The organism is Streptomyces scopuliridis (assembly GCF_042790125.1).
GTDB classification, from domain to species: Bacteria; Actinomycetota; Actinomycetes; order Streptomycetales; family Streptomycetaceae; genus Streptomyces; species Streptomyces scopuliridis_A.
Genome location: NZ_JBHTZS010000015.1, coordinates 170,648 through 187,834, shown reverse-complemented (window position 1 = coordinate 187,834; position 17,187 = coordinate 170,648). Strand labels below are relative to the sequence as shown.

The following is a 17,187-nucleotide window of genomic DNA, read 5'->3' as shown; positions in this document are numbered from 1 at the left end:
GTCAGACCCCCACCCTGCGGATACCTCATACAACCGGCATACCGCGACGATCAACAACAGTCAGCCCCTACGACAACCCGCCTTCAAGGTCAGTAATCGCCGGGCCCTCTCCCGGACCTGGCAGCGCATGAGTTCATGGATGACCCGGTCGGTCCCATCGTCCCGCCAGGCGGCGAAGTAGTAGTAGGTCGCGCTCTTCTGCGGCAGGTCGTGCGGGAGATAGGCCCACTGGCAGCCGGTCCGCCCCTGGTAGAGGATCGCGTTCACGATCTCCCGCATGTCGTAGGCGCCCTGGTGGCCGCTGACTGAGCGGTGCCGGTCCTTCCATGCGGTGATCACCGGCTCGATCAACGACCACTGCTCGGCCGACAAGTCACTCGGGTACGGCTTGCGTTCACTCACCCGGTCACATCACCAGATCAACAACCCCGGACCGGCAAGTTCCGCCCCACCGCCACACCATCAGGCGACAGCAGATCCACTCAAAGAATCACGAACCGCCCACTTAGAGCCATCTCGCTTCATACACTCGGGCGCGGGCGGTGCGACAGCGCACCGCACCGCCGCTGTCAGATCCCCTCAGACTTCATGCACCTGCGATGCCTCAGCTACCGCCTTCTGCCTGACGGCACAAACCTTGGCATCAATACCTTTCGCAACCTCCTGCTGCCGCTCCCCATCGGAGTGCTGGTAAATCAGCGCAGCCTTCTCCGAGGACTGGCCGGCGCGGACCATCGTGTCCTTGAGCGTGGCGCCCGACTGGGTGGACAGGGTATGGCCGGTGTGCCAGAGGTCGTAGAAGCGGAAGCCCTCCGGCAGGCCGACCTTGGCCCGAGCCCTGCGCCACTTGCGGCCGAAGGTGGATCGGCGGAAGAGGGCTCCCCTCTCCCCGACGAACAGGAGCCCGTCGGGTTCCTTCTCGGCGTATCAGTCGAGGTGACGCTTCACTTCGATGCGCAGGAAGGCGGGGAGGAAGACGGTTCGCCTTCCTGCGGCCGACTTTGTGTCGCCTTCGACGCGGCGACCGGTAGTCAGCTCGGGTGCGGCGTCACGGAACTTGACCGCGAGGGGTTCGAGCGTGACGTCGGGGCGCCGAAGGGCGGCCTGCTCCTCCGGGCGCATGGGCCCGTAGGCACCGAAGTAGACCATCAGCCGCCACCTCGGTCCCATGGCGTCGGCGAGCGCGTCGACCTGTTCGACAGTGGCCGTCGGGCGTTCCTTGGCTTTCTCGCTGCCGGCGCCCCTGATCCGGCAGGGGTTGCGACGGATCAGCTCGTCGTCGGTCGCCGTCTCCATGATGGCCTTGAGGAGACGGTAGGACTTGGCGACGGTCGTCGCACCGGTAGCCCCCAACCGCTCGGCCCGCCAGGTGCGCACACCTGCCGGCGTGATGGCGTCCAGGTTCGCCGTGGCGAATGCGGGCAGCAGGCGCAGGCGCAGGAGCCTTCGGTACAGCTCCTCCGTGGTGGCGGAGAGCCCGCGCTCCTCTAACCCACTTCATGGCGTACGTCTCGAAGTTGATCGAGCCGGCGTCGGGATCAACCCAGTGCTTGCGCTCGATGTCGGCCATCTTCAGGGCGGAAGCGGAACCGATGGCCTCGCCTGCCCGGCACACATCCAGCGAGGAGTCCGTGAACAGCGGCTCCACCAGGTCGACGGCGGAGCCGGCCCCTGCGAGATAGAGCCGTGCCGTACGCCCTCCACCCGGCGGCGGACCGAAGACGGCACCATCGACGACCTCGGAGCCGGGGCGGATCTCCTCCACGATGCGCTGCACGCGCTGGGGACTGATGGCATTGACATCGACGTACACCCCAGCGAAGGCGTGCGCAGCCACGGCCGCTGCCACGTCCTCCGCCGCCTGCGGTGGGCAGACCGAGAGAACGACCGCGCTACGGGACAGCGCTTCCGCAAGCGAGTCGCAGGCCGTGGCGCCGGCCTCCCTCGCGCGTCGCCACGTGTTCTCGCTGCGGCCCTTGGAAACCCACAGCACGTCGTGGCCGCCGGCGACTACCTCGGCGGTGACCGCCGCGCCCATGGATCCCGGTGCAAGACGGTCACGACGGTCACTGGCTACCTCCGGCGAAATGCAACGCGGTGTGTTCCTCATCAACATGATCCGCTGCCGTAGAGCAGCAACGGCGGAGGACTCAGCACCTGGCTCGGCCGAGCCAGTCGCCGATTAGGCAAAAGTTCCTCCTGCCTCGTGTCGGCCCTTCATGGCGAAGCAGAAAACACAGCTGTGGCACCCCTGTCCCGGCAGCTCGTCTCACGCGCAAGCCGCGTCATGGGTACCGTGCTGGAGACGAACTCTGTACGGACAGACCGGCGATCGCGCCGGATCGTCCGGCGGCCGGGAGGTGTCCTGATGCTGGAGGAAGCCGAGGAGATCGGCAAGCGCGTCCGCAGGGCGAGGCTGCGGTTGGGTATGCCGCAGGCCGACCTGGCGACGGCCCTGGGGAAGTCGCAGGGCTGGGTGTCGAAGATGGAGCGTGGCTTGATCGAGCTGGACCGGGTCGGGCTGCTCAACCAGGTGGCCGCGGAGCTGCACGTCCATCCGAATGACCTGATCGGGCGCCCGTACAGCAGCTCCCCCGACGACAACCAGTGGCAGGTTGCCGCCTCGTCGATCCTGCGCGAGCTGCGCCGCTACGACCTCGTCCCCGTCTTCGACGGGGCTCCGCGGCCCGCGTCACATCTGTGGCGTGAGGTGACCCGGCTGCACCGCCTGCGGGACACCGCCTCCAACGTGGCGATTCTCCGGGTTCTCCCGGACCTGTTCCGCGAGGCGCGTGCCCTGGCGGAGGAGTCGGAGGGGCACGAGCGGGAGGAGGCGTATGCCGTCTACGCCGTGTGCTGCAAGTTCGCACACACCGCCGCCCACTCCCTCGGGCACCCCGAACTGGTCGCCATGGCGTGCGAGCGGGCCGCATGGTCGGCCAGGTTGTCGGGAGATCCGGTGCTGCCTGCCGTCGCCGACTGGATGAGGGTCTGGGACATGTGGGCGACGGCTGACTGGGCCGACGCTCTGACGCTCTCGGACAAGGCGATCACCTCGGTGGAGCAGGAGTACGACCGTGGCGAGCCGCTGGCCGTGCGGGCCTGGGGCACGCTGCAGCTTCGGGCCGCGGTCTCTGCCGCCCGAGCCAGCCGCGCCTCGGAGGCCGAGGACCGGATCGGACACGCGAAGGCTGCTGCCGAGCGCATGGACGCGTATGTCGGGGCACCGGTGTACGACCGGCATTCGCTGACGTTCTCCGCCGGGAACGTGCAGATCCACGCGATCAGCGTGGCCCTGGAAATGGGCAAGCAGGGCAAGGCACTGGAGATAAACCGCCGTACCAGCCCAGTACTGGTCGGGTCACTGCCCAACTCCCGGCAGGGTCACCACCACATGGACGTCGCGCGCGCCTGGCTGTGGGACGGGAACCGGGGCAAGGCCCTGGCCGAGTTGGAGACGGCTGAGCGGATCGCGCCCCAGCTCGTACGGAACCACCCCATCGCCCGTTCGACGCTTCGCAGCATCGTCCACGCGGAACGAGCAGCCACGCGGGAGAAGCTGCGGCGCATGTCCGACCGCTTTCACCTGGACGGATAGGGGTCGTATTCCTCCGGCTCATATTCGAGGGTTGCCCTGTCCCTAACTTCAGGGCATGACGCGACGACGTTCTCCCCACCTTTCCTCGCAGGGATCCGGGTTAGGTACCGCAGCTCCCTTCGTTCCCCGGCTTGGCGACCTCGCCACCGACAGCGCCCGCGAGGACCGTGTGGGGGTCGTGGTCGCTCTCCCTGGTGAGGGCTCCGCCACGACCTACCACCTGCGCCCGCCCGGGGGCGGGGCCCAGTGGTCCGCGCCCGCCGACGGGACAACGCTCAGGCCCGTGCCGGTGAAGGCCACCCACGCCACGCTGCTGGCCGGCCGGGACGCGGTCTACGACCCGAGGGCCCGGCAAGGGTCGGTTCCCGTCGAGTTCCACTTCGATGACGGCTCGACCCTCAATGGCGCCCTCATCCTCACCACGGCGGAGCTGGAGCGGTTGTACGCGCAGACCAGCCGCCTCTTGGATGCACACGAACGCGCCCTCGGCGGCACCTCGTGACCGGGGCGCGGCGCCGCCATGCCCGAATCGCCGCGTCCAGAACCGCACGGGCCGACCACGAAGGTCGAATCGCGCTCACGTTCCTGGCCGTCGCCGGCCTGGTCGGCCCGGCCTGGGCACTGCGTGAGCACGCCGGCCCGCTCCTTGAAGGAGCTGGCCATCGGCCCACGCCGTCGCACCGGACGCGAGCCTCCCCTCCGACCGCTGAGGCCGCTCCTGGCACCGACGCCGTCTGCCCGCGCTTGACCGCCGGAGCCTCCCACGCTGCTCTCTCGTCGAGCGGCGCTGAAGAACCGCCCGGCTCAGCGCGGCTTCGGCTGCCCGGAGCGGGACGGCCTGCACCCCGTCAGCCATCTGGAACATCCACGCGTGATTCTCCAGGGAGGGATCGTGGACATCCCGTACATCGTCATCGACCAGCTCGTCCCCGACCAGCAGCAGGTCTGGAAGACGTACTTCGGCGACGCCGACCGCCCCCGCTACATCGAGGAAGGCATCTGGCGCCGCACCCAGGAGAAGGCCACTGCCGGCCAGTCCGGCTGGGCGGCCTCCGACGACGCACGGCGGCGGATCATCCACTACCGGTACCGGTACGGCCTGGTGCCCACCACGGCTGCGCCGGCCATCGGCTTGACCGACCTGTACCTCTATCACTCCGCATCCGCCCCGGCCGACGAGATCGACACGCACCACGACGCCCTGTGGGATTCGCTCGCCACTGGCGGCTGGAAGGAGGCTCCCGGTGGATTCTTATGGACACGGCGGGATCTGAAGTGCCGGATCACCGAGCACGACGTCCACCCCCAGGACGCCGCTGCGGGCCGCACCCTCCCAGCTGGCTACCGGAGCCTGGACGTGCAGATCGCCTCTGTGTCCTACGCGCCGCCGCCCGCTGTCCGGCAACTGCCGTGGAACGTGCTCTCCACCGGAATCCGGTTCAAAGACCGCCCCGGCACGCCGACCCGCGTACCGGACCTATCCGTCCTCGCGGACCTACGACCGTTCCAGGTGGAGATCGGATGCGGTACGTCGGTCGAGGCGGGCATCCCGCTCCTGCACCGGCTCCACGAGATCTACCGGGTCACCGACCGCCAGGGCCACGAGCCGCGGGAGCACCGCTTCACCCTCTCCCCGACAGCGGACACACTCCTCCATGAGGTGCTGACGGAGCCGGAGGAGAAGACGGCGGAATTCGTGGAGATGTTCCGTGCCTGCTTCCTGGCCGAGCCGACCCCAGCCATGTGGGCACTGAAGGAACTGAAGGACGCCGGGCACCTCGTCGGTCCGGTCATCACCAACAACTTCGACGTGCTCGCCGCGCGGGCCGGGCTCGACGAGTGCTTCATGCGCCGCTACGACCAAGCCGTACCCGACGTCGAGTGGGTCGACGGCGCCAAGGCACTCCTCGTCGTCGGCCTGCACGCCGACCGACGCAAGGTCCAGGCTCGCGCCCGTGCTCGCGGCATGCAGATCGTCTACCTGGACCCGGAGGGCTTCTGGCACGACGGCCAGTTCATGCCGTACCCGCTGGAGGGGCCCCAGGACGGTGACCTGGTGTGCCGGGCAACCGCCGCTGAGGCGTTGCCCGCACTGGTCAATCTCCTGAAGTAGCACGCTGGTTGATTTACCTGCACGAAGAGGGCCGCGCCGGGTGGTGACGCTAGCGTGACGCACCCGGCCGGCCCGGACTCACCGGGCGGGCGAGAGGCAAGGAAAGGAGCGTCGACCCCATGCGCGTATCCGTCATCGGCTGCGGTCACCTGGGCATCCCCCACGCCGCTGCCATGGCCGAGATCGGCCACGAGGTCATCGGCGTGGACCTGGACCAGGCGAAGATCGACCGCCTCAACGCCGGCGAGTGCCCCATCTACGAGGAGGGCCTCCCGGAACTCCTCGCCACCCACACCGCATCCGGGCGACTGCGGTTCACCACCAGCCTCACCGAGGCGGCCGAGTTCGCCGACATCCACTTCCTCGCCGTAGGCACGCCCATCGACGCGGACGGACGGAGCTACGACACCGGCCAGGTCTTCGGGGCCGCCCGCGCCCTGGCCCCGCACCTGACCCGCCCGACCGTGATCATCGGTAAGTCCACGGTCACCGTCGGCACCTCACGCGACCTCGGCGCTCTCCTCGCGCGTCTCTCCCCGGCCGGTGAGGACGTAGAGGTCGTCTGGAACCCGGAGTTCCTCCGCGAGGGCCACGCCATCGACGACACCCTGCGACCCGACCGGATCGTCGTCGGCGTCCCCTCGGCCCGCGCGGAGGACGCCGTACGCCAGGTCTACGCACCTCTCCTGGCGAACGGGATCCCGCTGTTCGTCACCAACCCCGCCACCGCCGAACTCATCAAGGGCGCCGCCAACGCCTACCTCGGCATGAAGATCTCCTTCATCAACGGCGTCGCCGACATGTGTACCGCCGCCGGAGCCGACGTCCAGCAGCTCACCGAGGCCATCGGCCTCGACCCCCGTATCGGCCGCGGCGGCCTCAACGCTGGACCCGGCTACGGCGGCGGCTGCCTCCCCAAGGACGTCCGCGCCTTCACAGCCTCAGCCAGCACCCTCGGAGCCACCGAGGCAGCAACCCTCCTGCGGGCGGCAGAGCAGGTCAACGAATCCCGCCCCACCGCTGCGCTGAAGCTCATCGAGCAGACCCTCGGCCACCCCGTCGACGGCGTACGCGTCACCGTCTGGGGAGCTTCCTTCAAGGCTGGCACCGACGATGTCCGCGAATCCCCGGCCCTGGCGATCGCCGCCCTCATGCACCAGCGCGGTGCGACCGTCACCGTCCACGACCCGCACTCCGTGCCCACGGCACTGCACCGGCACCCGGAGCTCGACTACGCCGAAGCCCTCGACAACTCCGTCCAGGGCGCCCAACTGATCGTCCTGGCCACCGAGTGGCCCCACTTCCGAGAGGCCGACCCCAAGGCCCTCGCCCCACTGGTCGCGGACCCGATCCTTGTCGACCTCCGCAACCTCATCGACGCCGACGCCTGGCGCATGGCCGGATGGACCGTACGCCAGCTCGGACGACCCGCACAGGAATAGCCGAACCCATCGATCGGAGGTCCAACGTGGACACCCTGTGGGACAACATCGAGAAACTCTCCGCCGTCTGCCGAGCGGCGGGCGCCCATCTTCCCGACGAGGAGCTCAAGGCACTCCAGGTCGGCAAGGTGGCCGAAGAGGCTGGCGAGGCCATGCACGCCCTCCACGGCCTGAAGGGCCTCACCACCTGCGGCGACGACCACACCTGGTCCGAGGTCCAGAACGACCTCGTCGGCGCCGTCATCGCCGCCCTCCTGGCCATGCACTACATCGACCCCACCAGCGCCCGCGCCACCATCGATGAAATCCTCCACCACTGCACTCGCAGAGGACGGGAAACCCCTGCTGCGGCCTGAGAATGGAACGCCGTCGGCCGCGCGCGCCCACAAGACGCGGTCGGCGGCCATGCCGGGCACAAGGTTGCGCCAGGTGCCTGAGCCCGGGCTGCCTGCGCCCGGGCACTCCTGCGGTCGCCCCGTTCTGGCCCGGCTCCACCGGCCGCGAAGCTGGAGCGAGCATCGTGATCGGGAGGAAGCCTCTGCGACTGGGCGACCACTTTCGGCTTCTCCAGCCAAACATGCAGGCCAGAGCCACTACAGCCGTTCAAGAACCGTTGATTCCCAAGCTCAGAGCGCGAGTTCGATTCTCGTCACCCGCTCCATGAAAAAGCCCCAGGTCAACGACCCGGGGGTTGTTTGTTGTCTCGTCCAATTCGAGGGCCGCACACCACTTGTGCACCACATCTGGCGGTCAATTGGCGCAACGAAGCGAGCCTCGGAGATCTGTCGAATATCCATTCGGGCATGTTCTCGAATCCTGAGACCGACTTTGTGTGGCATACACCATATCTCTGGCCGTCCTGAGCTACTGAACGTTGCGACTGTCGATCACGGCATAAGCGTTCCTGTGCAGCCAACACTGCTGCTGGGAAGCTCATTTGGGGGCGGACCAGGGCCGCCTGGCAGACAGAACCGGGCACTCTACGTAGCGGTACGCAGGTTCGGGGGCTGACGCCGCGTCACGTCAGCCCCCGAGCGGTCGGTCAATCCAGCGTCAGGCCCGGCGTACCGCTTTCGCACCACTTGCCTCGTCGACGGCCATGTCATGCCGTTCCGCGCGCACGCGGGCGTCGAGTCCGGCCGCGACCTCCTTCTGCCGCTCCAGCGTCGAGTGCTGGCAGATCAGGGCCGCCTTCTCCAAGGACTGGCCGGCGCGGACCATGGCGTCCTTCAATGTGCCGCCCGACTGGGGGACCAGGGTGTTCCCGGTGTGGCGGAGGTCGTAGAAGCGGAAGCCCTCGGGCAGGCCGAGTTCGCGCGGGCCTTCCGCCCCTTCGTCCGGCAGTTCCGCCCCGCTGTGCTCAACACTGTCGGCTGGCTTCGCTCTGGCCAGGGCTCTCCGCTACCGTTCGACGGCCTGTCTCCTGAGGCAACACACCGCCGTCTCATGCTCCGTGCCGGAGATGCCGACGAGACCCAAGCCGAGTACGAGTTCCGTCGCCGGTTCCGGGTCCTGGATTGGGGCCCCGACCGACAACGTGACGGCCCACCTCTTGTGTGGCCGGGGCCGTTCCTGCTCACGCTGCAGTTCCGGCGTGGGGAACACCTGATCAAGCACCCCAAGGACGCGGGCTGCGGCCACGATGGTGCCCGGGCCGGCCGCTGCGGGCACAACCTCGCCGGCCGGTATGCGGCCTGCTCACAGGTGGGCGTCCAGGACCTCCCCGAGCGCTGCCCTGGACATCGGACCACTCCCGGCCGCCATCGCCTCGCCCCGATCGATCAGCACGAAGGAGGGCGCGCCGGTGACGCCGTACCGCCGTACCGGGCCGGGGCACCTTGCGATGTCGGCCCGCACGACGATCAGTCGGCCCTGGTAGACGTCGGCCACCTCCCGCACCAGGGCATCCATTTCCTTGCATTCTGCTGCGGCCTTGGGCCACACCCCGTGGAAGTACGCGAGCACAGGCACGTCCGCCCTCGCCAGGATGAACTCGAACTCGGCTTCCTCACGGGGTTGTTGGACCCTGTTCGCCATCGGCACTCCTTGACGCTCCACTCGATGCGAGGCAGTGGATGCCTCCTTGTGTCTCCCGACCGCGACGGCCGTACCGCTCGTCAGTGGGCCCTGCGCGCTCGGGCGGCCTTGCGGGCCTCCGCCATCGTGCGCGCCTCCACGGCCTTGCGGGATTCCTTCGGCGGGCGGCCCGCGCGGGTACCCAGACCCCGGAACGCCGCGTTGCCGGTCTTCGCCCCGTCCTGCACCGGCGGGCGCTTCGCGCCTGTGATGCTGGTCAGCCTCTCCTCGCCGGAGCGAACCTGAGCGACCGTGGGCCGGATCCCGGCATCCGACATCATCCGGTTCACGTCCCGGCGCTGGCCGGGCGTGACCAGCGTGACCACGCTGCCGGACTCCCCGGCACGCGCGGTGCGCCCGCCGCGGTGGAGGTAGTCCTTGGGGTCGGAGGGCGGATCCACGTTGACGACGAGGTCCAGGTGCTCGACGTGGATGCCACGGGCAGCGACGTTGGTGGCCACCAGCACCGTGATCTCGCCGTCCTTGAACTGGGCCAGCGTGTGCGTGCGCTGCGGCTGCGACTTCCCGCTGTGCAGAGCACCCGCCTGTATGCCGCTGCTCCGCAAGTGGCGGGTGAACTGGTCCACACCGTGCTTGGTGTCCAGGAACATCAGCACCCGCCCGTCCCGGGCCGCGATCTCGGTGGCTGTCGCGTACTTGTCGGCGGGATGGACGTTCAGTACGTGGTGCTCCATCGTCGCTACCGAGCCCTCCGCCCGGTCGACCGTGGCCAACACCGGCTCACTCAGATATTGCCTGACCAGTTGATCGACGTTGCGGTCGAGCGTCGCGGAGAACAGCATCCGCTGCCCGCCGGGGGGCATCCGGTCCAGGGTCTCCGAGACCTGCGGCAGGAAACCCATGTCGCACATCTGGTCCGCCTCGTCCAGCACCGCGATGCGCACCTGGTCCAGGTGACAGTCCCGCCGGGCGACGAGATCGGCCAGCCGTCCCGGCGTCGCCACCACGACCTCGGCACCCGCCCGGAGCGCCGCCACCTGCCGGCCGATCGCCAGCCCGCCGACCACAGTCACCGAGCGTAGCCCGAGCGCCTCCGCGTAGGGAGCCAGCGCCTCGCTCACCTGCTGCGCGAGTTCCCTTGTCGGCACCAGGACCAGCGCGAGAGGGCGCTTCGGTTCGGCGCGCCGGCCCGCCGTACGTGCGAGGAGCGCAAGCCCGAAGGCGAGGGTCTTTCCCGAGCCGGTCCGCGCGCGGCCGAGGACATCCCGGCCGGCCAGCGCGCTCGGCAGAGTGGCCGCCTGGATCGGGAATGGCTCCCGAACCCCGAGCCCCGCCAGCACCCCCATCAGCTCGGCCGGCAGTTCCAGCTCCGCGAAGGAGCCGGCCGGTGGGAGGCCAGGCGCCAGTGTCCCCGGCACCGAGAGCTCGCCCCGCAGGGCCCTCCCCCGGTCGGACCTGCCGGGTCCGGAGCGACCGGAGGCCGACTGCTTCGGCTTCATTAGGGGTTCCTCGTTTCGGCGCCCTGAACGGACCTGGGCCCGTACCTTGTCCGGCACGGGCCCAGGCTCTCTGCAAGCGTGGCCCAACCTTACCAGTGCGGGCCTCGCGCCAGCCGTCCCGCGGCCTGGCCGGGCACCCGCCCCGGGGATCGTCACGCGCCGAAGGCCGGTAAGCCCCTCGACATCCGGGATGCTCTTGCGGAGCGGTACAAGGGTTCCTGCCGTAGGTGGCCGGGCGCTGGACGCGATCGCCCCGCGGCTGGAGACCGTCGCGGGCACGGTCGGAGCGCGGGCGATCGGGGAGTTCGGGATCGATGTCTCGCGCTTGCACTGGGACATGGCCAGCATGTCCGTGCACGGCGCATACTCGGCCGAAGGCCAGGACGCCGATTTACGAGTGAGAGCGTGATGGGCCCCTGCTGACGTCCCTCGACGTCGCCGCGCCCGTCCCCACCGATGAATCCGTAGATCACTTCACATCATTCCGGGAGAACCCATGACCGTGAGCAAGAACATCAACAACCCGGTGGGCATGGGCGGCGGCCAGCGCAAGAGGCTGTCCCGCGCCGAACGGCAGAACAACGGTCCGCACCGCAACCTCGACCGCAAGGGCGCCGCCGACCAGAAGGCAGAGCTGGTACGCAAGATGCGCGAGAAGACAGGCGCAGCCGAGGGCGCCGAGCAGACGGGCGACGACACCGCACAGAGCTGACGCACCACTGTCGCAGGGCGGCACCGCACGGGGCAGGGCCAGGGCCGCGACGCACGGTTCGGGCCCCGCTGCCGTACCGGGGTCTGCGGCCGTACCGAACGCGGCCGCTCCCGCTCAGCTCTCGGCCGACCGCCCCCACCGTCATCTACGGAACCTGATAGCTACCTACCTCGGCCGCGCAGACGAACCGGGCATGACCGTCTCCAACTGAACACGGCTGTGGACGTCACCCGACCCTCGCAGCCCTCCACGCTCGGGTGCGCCTACGCCGGAGCGGGATCGCTCGTGGAACGGGGTCAACGGTGCGGCTGCGCGGGGCAGTTACGGCCGGTTCGGAACAATCACCAAAGCCTATGAATCAGTAGCTGTTCACGTTGCCTCGCGGTGCAGCTGGATGAGTCCTTCGATGAAGCCCATGCGGGCCCGCCGACCGGCGCTCGGACGCCGCCGGCGAGAGCCGATCGCGCAACGTGCTGCCGCAGACGGGTGGACAGGAAGCGTAGGGCAGAACTGGACACGTCGACACCCGACGGGTAGACAAGCACGCGAAGCCTCCGGCGGAGACGGTTCTCTTGGTCGAAAACCCATCTACCAGGGGTTTCACCACATTGTCAGCCCAACCACCCTGTCCTTGCGGCAGGTTGGAAGTAACTCACGTGCTTCCTCGCCCTCCCGGTCAACACCCGTTCGTTCCCGGTAAAGGTCCATAGACCCGTGAATGCCTCAGACCCGCACGTCAACGCCTTCGCCGAGATCTTCGGCGATCCGCCGGCCGACTACGCCGTACCTGTCGACTGGGCGGCAGTCGAGTCCTGGTTGGGGACGAGCCTGCCCGCCGACTACAAGGCCATCGCCGCCGCGTACGGCCCACTCGACATCGGCGCCTGGCTCTGGCTTCACATGCCATGCGTCAACCGCGGTTGGTTCGACTACGGGGCCTGGGTCCAGCAGACTCGGCGTAACGCCCCCGGCGTCCTTCCCTTCGGCGCCACCCGTACCGCCGATACCCTCTACTGGGACACCACAGCATCCGACGACCCCGACCAGTGGCCGGTCGTCATGCACTGGCAGGACGACGAGAACGCGGGCCGCGACCCCTGGCGGCGCTTCGCGTCCGCCCTCGTGCCGACGCTGGCCCGGCTCGTGGCCAACGGCATGCGCCCGGTGGCCGCCCGAAGTGGCATGCAAACCGACCTGGAGCGCACCCCGTGGACACCGCCGCCTCGGCGACCGGAGCCAACCGCTCAGCAGCGGGCGGCGCTCACCGCAGGCAGCGGGCTGGAGACTTTGATCGCACTCGTCCCGCCGCCGGAGACACCCGCGCTCGGTAAGCACAACTGGGACTGGCTGTACGAACGGCTGGGGACACGTCTGCCCGGCGAGTACGTACGACTGATGGAGCGGTACGGGGCCGGCTCCTGGTGCGGCTGGCTGCGCTTCAACATCCCCTTCGACGAGGACCAGTACGCGCTCGCACCGTGGGCCGAGTGGTACACGGAGACCTACCAGGAGCAACGAGCCGAGTTCCCTCAATATCATCCCCTGGCTGTCCATCCCGAGCCCGGGGGATTTCTGCCCTTCGCCGACTCCATCGACGGCGACCATCTGTGCTGGCTGACCGAAGGTGCCACACCGGACGACTGGCCATTGATCGTTGTACCGCGCCATGCCGACCAAGGCCCACCGCTCAACACCGACCTGACCAAAACCCTGCTGGAGTGGCTGCGCGGCCGGTTTGCCACCGAGGGCCTGCCCCCGCTCGGACGCCGCGACGAGGACCCCCTCGACTACATCGAATTCGAGCCCTACGACACAGAACCAGCCGCTGTCTGAGCGGCGGCCCCGTCGGCATGCCTCTCGCAAGAGAGACCGCCACACGCGGGCCTGTACGGGTGCCGCGTGCCACAACGTGCCATTCGTAGGGGTAAACAGCGGTCACTACGGACATCATCCGGCAGTCGGCCAGGAGCACATCCGCACAGCGTTTTGGCTGGTCAGAGGCATCTGCAGGGATCAAGTGCTGGGTGATTCCCAAGCTCAGAGCGCGAGTTCGATTCTCGTCACCCGCTCCAGATTGAAACCCCAGGTCAGCGACCTGGGGTTTATTTTTTGTCTAGTCCAATGTGGGGGTGGCGTGCCCTCTGCTTGCCCTAAGCGGAAGCCTCCGTATCGGTGCCCAACTGGCTGGCTGGCCAGGCGTGGCGCGCGCCTCGCGGCCCGGGAAGAGCCACAAGTGCAGCTCTGGGGTAGGTCTCCTGCCCGACGCTGCATCCGCCCTACTCCCCCCGCCGCATCTCGCGCAGGTCCAGGGTCCGTCAACAGTGGATCGATTGGCCTGGGTTTCCTGGGTCTTCCTGGTTTTCGTGGTTCGGCGGAAGCGTCGTACGGGGGTGCGTAGCCCGGACAGGAGTTTGGTCGTTGATGTGATCGTCGGGCCAGGAGCAGGGCGAGGTGTGTAAGGGGGGTGGGTGGGGATGCGGCGCAGGGTTGTGGTGGGTGAGGGGGAGGTGCAGCAGGTCGCGGCGGCCTGTGCCCGCGCGCTGCGGGGTGTAGATGCGGTCAGTGGCGAGCAGCTCGACCAGGCGGCTTTGGTGGAGCGGGCGGGCTGGCTGACCGCTCTGGTCGGATCACTGGCTTCAGGTGTGGTCCGGGAGCACTGGAGCGGTGACGATCTGGCCCAACTCGCCTCTGGTATCGACCGGTCGGGCGCATCGCTGCCGTCGCAGGGGCGGATGGCGTTGCGGCGTCTGGGCTGGACAGTGACGGTGCCGGAGAGTGTGTACGTTCCCGACCGGGTGGTGCGCATCGCGCAGGAGCAAGCGGGGCTGCGTTCGGCCTGGTGGCGCGCCGAGATCACCACCGCGCTGCCGGCGACCTGGCCTGCCGGTCCGGCCCGGCGTACCGAGGCGGAGTGGGAGGCACTGCGCGCCGCGCTGCCCGAGGGCGGGGTGGCGACCAGTGTGCTGCGGGCCCGTACCCGGCAGATCGCCACGTTCCACGCCCGCTACGGGCGGCTGCCTGTGGATGTGACCGAGTGCGAGCAGGCGCCGGGCGCGGGCGGGCAGGTGGGGCTCGCGGCAGTCGACAAGCAGCTCGCCACTCCGGAACGCTGCTCGGAAGACTCAGCTCGGTACGCGGTGTTGACACTGCGCCTGCCCGTGCGGCCCGCGCCCGCCTGCCGGGGCGACTGGCACCCGGTCCGCATCCGGTTCCGGCTGCCGCCCCACGTGCCCCACACCGCGGTGCTGTGCGCGCCCACCCTGCGCATCCGCCAGGGTCGACTCCTTCTCGACGTGCCCTACGCCCAGGCGGTTCCGAAGCCGGAGCGTGCCGGGCACCGGACCGCGGTGGCGTTCGACTGGGGACTGAACACCCTGCTCACCGGAGGCACCCTCCACCTCACCGACGAAGCCCAGCCCCGCGTGCTCACCGACGGGCACCCTGTCGTCCTCCGCGCGGCCGGAGTCCTGGCCAAGGCCGACCGGCTGCGCACCCTGAGCGAGCACATCAGCGCCCGCATCGACCGGCTGCGCACCCTGATCACCTCCCGGCAGGAGCCCGGTGAGCGTCCGAGTCCGCATCTGGTGGCGAAACTCGCCGTCCTGGAGAGGGAGCGGGAGCGCGTCGCGAGGCGCCGTACCCGGCTGAACGCTGCGCTGGCCCGGGCGGCAGCCCGCTTCGTCGTCGATCACGCGAGCGCCGCCGGAGCGAGCGTCATCTACCTCGAAGTCCTCCGCGACATGGAGGCGCGCGGCAAGGGCCGCACGCTGAACACCCGCCTGTCGCAGACGGTGCGCGGCGCGATCGTCACCCACGTCCGCCACCAGGCCGCTGCCTTGGGGATCGCGGTGGTCATCGTCCCGCCCCGGGGCACGTCGAAGCACTGCCCCCGGTGCCTGACCCCGTTCCGTCACCACAGAGCCCCCAACGACCGGGCGGCGGGCTGGGCCTGGGCATCGTGCCCGAACCCGGCGTGCGGCTACAGCACTGGGCGAGACAACGCCGCTTGGCAGCGCATCGGCGCCCGCGGCCTCACCCACCAGCACAAGACCAGCCTCGACCGCAGCAGCGGCACCTTCGTGATCCGCACGGTGGTTGAGGCCTTGGACCGTGCCAGAGCGGTCCAGCAGCAGACGCAGGACCGCACCAAGAGCGGCCGCACGAACAGACGCCCTGCGCCCGGGAAGCGGCGCAGGGGCCCCGCCCCACCCGGTAACCGTGCCTCAACAGCGCGTCCGGGTGGCAAGCGTCCGGCGGGGCGGACCCCCACGCACCCGACCCACCGCAGCCGGCGGTGTTCACGCCAGCAGGGACCGATCAGGATCGGCATCCCCACCTGGCCACACCGGCCGGACGGGGCCAGACTCGGGGCAGGCTTCCACCGCCACGCCCACACCACCCCCGTCCGAAGGCGACCGTGGCCGAGTCACCCTCCCAAGCGATCCCGAACACCCGGGATCACCCAGGAAACCCAAGCCGATTAGAGACGCTCCGGATCGCGGGGTGGCGCTGAGTCAGCTTCGCTGGAAGAACTCCACCTCCGCCAGGGCCAGGTGACGGCCCGGGGCCAGGCCGACGGCCGAGCGCAGGACCAGGCGTATCGTCTTCGCGTCGCTGATCCCGGTGGGGACCGTCTGCGGGCCTGGTTTGTCGCTGAGGGTGAGCTCCTTGCGGTGCTTCTCGCCGTCCTGCGTCGTCACCTCCAGGTCCAGTCGGAGCGCGCGTGCCTGGCGGGCGTAGTCCTCCGGAGACGCGGACGCGCCGTTGGTGATGAGCAGCTCGAACAACCGGAACGGCTTGCGGAAGGTGTAGGTCACCGAAGTGCCCGGCGCGGGCGCGCCCCAGTATTCATTGCTCACCCCGTCCGTGGTGTTCGTCGCCGGGTGCCCGGGTACCTCGGCGCTCGCCTTGATGTCCACCGGGGTCACGGGCTTGGGCTTGCTCAATTTGTCCCGGGTGTCCTCGTACAAGGCGCGTCCGGCCGGCAGCAGCAGGAAGCCACCCGCGCACAGCGCCACCACCACGGCCAGGATCACCAGGAGCCGCACCGCCCGGCCCGAGCTCGCCCGCACCCGGCGGCGCAGCGGCCACACGGTCCGCCACCACGGCAACGGGGCGGGTTTCGCGGCGGGGTTCAGCGCAGTCGCGCAGCGTCGGCAGAACCGGCGCTCCGGCGAGTTGAGCGTGCCGCAGGCGGGGCAGGGCACCCCCGCTGCTTCGTCCGGCACCGCCGCGGGTCGTACGACGGGACGTGGTGCCACCGGCTTCGCAGGGCGTACGGGCACGGGGTCGGGCGTCGGCACGGCCGGGGCTTGCGGTGGCCGGGGCGCCGTTCCGGATGCGGCGGGTCCGGACCCGGCCGCCGTTCCGGATGCTCGCGCTCCGGACCCGGAAGGCCCTGGTGTCGCCGCCGACGCGGGTGTCGTGGTGGCGGGGGCTTCGTCGGTGCGGGGGGTTTCGTCGTCGCTGGTGGTCGAGGCGGGCTCGGTGCGGACGTCGTCGGGTCCGGCCTGGGGCGGAGGGCTCGTGGGCCCCTCCTGGCCGGGGTCGGTGCCAAGACCCTCGCCGACGCCGGAGCGCGAGCCCGCGGCAGGCGTGGCGCCCGCCTCGCTCGCCTCGCCGCGGCCCGTCAGCCGAGCGCGCAACGACGAGGTGCGAGGAGGCACAGCGGCCGCGGGTTCGTCCGCCGGGGACGCTGAGGGCGCCGGGGACGGTGACGGTGACGGTGACGCGTCCGGCGGGGTGGGGTCCGGTGAGGCCGGTGGTGCCGAGGGGGCGCTCGGGGG

The 17,187-nt window shown here is 69.6% G+C and carries 12 protein-coding genes and 5 pseudogenes; 9 read left to right on the top strand and 8 right to left on the bottom strand.

What is annotated here, in order from left to right:
• Nucleotides 1-93: 93 nt before the first annotated feature.
• From ACFRKB_RS23590 to ACFRKB_RS23580, 3 pseudogenes are all read right to left on the bottom strand, one after another.
• Nucleotides 94-402: pseudogene (locus ACFRKB_RS23590) on the bottom strand (transposase); the annotation flags it as partial.
• Between the two features lie 177 nt (nucleotides 403-579).
• Nucleotides 580-1,576: pseudogene (locus ACFRKB_RS23585) on the bottom strand (tyrosine-type recombinase/integrase); the annotation flags it as partial.
• Between the two features lie 108 nt (nucleotides 1,577-1,684).
• Nucleotides 1,685-2,038 (bottom strand): annotated as a pseudogene (locus ACFRKB_RS23580) (NAD(P)-binding domain-containing protein); the annotation flags it as partial.
• 330 nt (nucleotides 2,039-2,368) lie between these two features.
• Here ACFRKB_RS23580 and ACFRKB_RS23575 point away from each other — a divergent pair.
• From ACFRKB_RS23575 to ACFRKB_RS23555, 5 genes are all read left to right on the top strand, one after another.
• The gene (locus tag ACFRKB_RS23575) at nucleotides 2,369-3,598 is read left to right on the top strand and encodes a helix-turn-helix domain-containing protein (RefSeq protein WP_383108339.1); all 1,230 of its coding nucleotides are present in this window, start codon (nucleotides 2,369-2,371) and stop codon (nucleotides 3,596-3,598) included.
• A 178-nt stretch (nucleotides 3,599-3,776) separates the two neighbouring features.
• Nucleotides 3,777-4,100 (top strand): hypothetical protein, encoded by a 324-nt coding sequence (locus ACFRKB_RS23570; protein ID WP_383108338.1) that lies wholly within the window; start codon nucleotides 3,777-3,779, stop codon nucleotides 4,098-4,100.
• Nucleotides 4,101-4,490: 390 nt separating this feature from the next.
• Nucleotides 4,491-5,711, top strand: coding sequence for a hypothetical protein (locus ACFRKB_RS23565; protein WP_383108352.1), 1,221 nt, complete (start codon nucleotides 4,491-4,493; stop codon nucleotides 5,709-5,711).
• A 119-nt stretch (nucleotides 5,712-5,830) separates the two neighbouring features.
• Nucleotides 5,831-7,153 (top strand): UDP-glucose dehydrogenase family protein, encoded by a 1,323-nt coding sequence (locus tag ACFRKB_RS23560; RefSeq protein ID WP_383108336.1) that lies wholly within the window; start codon nucleotides 5,831-5,833, stop codon nucleotides 7,151-7,153.
• A gap of 26 nt (nucleotides 7,154-7,179) precedes the next feature.
• Nucleotides 7,180-7,509 carry a MazG-like family protein gene (locus ACFRKB_RS23555; protein ID WP_383108335.1) on the top strand — a complete coding sequence of 110 codons (330 nt, stop codon included), beginning with the start codon at nucleotides 7,180-7,182 and terminating at the stop codon, nucleotides 7,507-7,509.
• A 697-nt stretch (nucleotides 7,510-8,206) separates the two neighbouring features.
• Here the strand turns inward: ACFRKB_RS23555 and ACFRKB_RS38965 are convergent.
• The 3 genes and pseudogenes from ACFRKB_RS38965 to ACFRKB_RS23540 form a co-directional block, all read right to left on the bottom strand.
• A pseudogene (locus ACFRKB_RS38965) lies at nucleotides 8,207-8,538 on the bottom strand (tyrosine-type recombinase/integrase); the annotation flags it as partial.
• A 313-nt stretch (nucleotides 8,539-8,851) separates the two neighbouring features.
• A complete protein-coding gene (locus ACFRKB_RS23545) occupies nucleotides 8,852-9,190 on the bottom strand; it encodes a thioredoxin family protein (protein WP_383108333.1) in 339 nt (112 codons plus the stop codon).
• An 80-nt stretch (nucleotides 9,191-9,270) separates the two neighbouring features.
• A complete protein-coding gene (locus ACFRKB_RS23540) occupies nucleotides 9,271-10,689 on the bottom strand; it encodes a DEAD/DEAH box helicase (RefSeq protein WP_383108331.1) in 1,419 nt (472 codons plus the stop codon).
• 190 nt (nucleotides 10,690-10,879) lie between these two features.
• Between ACFRKB_RS23540 and ACFRKB_RS23535 the strand changes: the two genes are divergently transcribed.
• Entirely contained in the window at nucleotides 10,880-11,098 is a 219-nt protein-coding gene (locus tag ACFRKB_RS23535) for a hypothetical protein (protein WP_383108330.1), read from the top strand.
• 87 nt (nucleotides 11,099-11,185) lie between these two features.
• Complete coding sequence (locus ACFRKB_RS23530; RefSeq protein ID WP_383035962.1) at nucleotides 11,186-11,401, top strand: DUF6243 family protein; 216 nt, start codon at nucleotides 11,186-11,188, stop codon at nucleotides 11,399-11,401.
• Nucleotides 11,402-11,821: 420 nt separating this feature from the next.
• Here the strand turns inward: ACFRKB_RS23530 and ACFRKB_RS23525 are convergent.
• Nucleotides 11,822-11,946 (bottom strand): annotated as a pseudogene (locus ACFRKB_RS23525) (IS5/IS1182 family transposase); the annotation flags it as partial.
• 169 nt (nucleotides 11,947-12,115) lie between these two features.
• Here ACFRKB_RS23525 and ACFRKB_RS23520 point away from each other — a divergent pair.
• Both ACFRKB_RS23520 and ACFRKB_RS23515 read left to right on the top strand, forming a co-directional pair.
• Nucleotides 12,116-13,234 (top strand): SMI1/KNR4 family protein, encoded by a 1,119-nt coding sequence (locus ACFRKB_RS23520; RefSeq protein ID WP_383108329.1) that lies wholly within the window; start codon nucleotides 12,116-12,118, stop codon nucleotides 13,232-13,234.
• A gap of 641 nt (nucleotides 13,235-13,875) precedes the next feature.
• Nucleotides 13,876-15,885 (top strand): zinc ribbon domain-containing protein, encoded by a 2,010-nt coding sequence (locus ACFRKB_RS23515; protein WP_383108328.1) that lies wholly within the window; start codon nucleotides 13,876-13,878, stop codon nucleotides 15,883-15,885.
• A 30-nt stretch (nucleotides 15,886-15,915) separates the two neighbouring features.
• Here ACFRKB_RS23515 and ACFRKB_RS23510 read toward each other — a convergent pair whose 3' ends face one another.
• Nucleotides 15,916-16,629, bottom strand: a complete 714-nt coding sequence (locus tag ACFRKB_RS23510) for an NADase-type glycan-binding domain-containing protein (protein ID WP_383108327.1) — start codon at nucleotides 16,627-16,629, stop codon at nucleotides 15,916-15,918.
• Nucleotides 16,630-17,187: the final 558 nt, after the last annotated feature.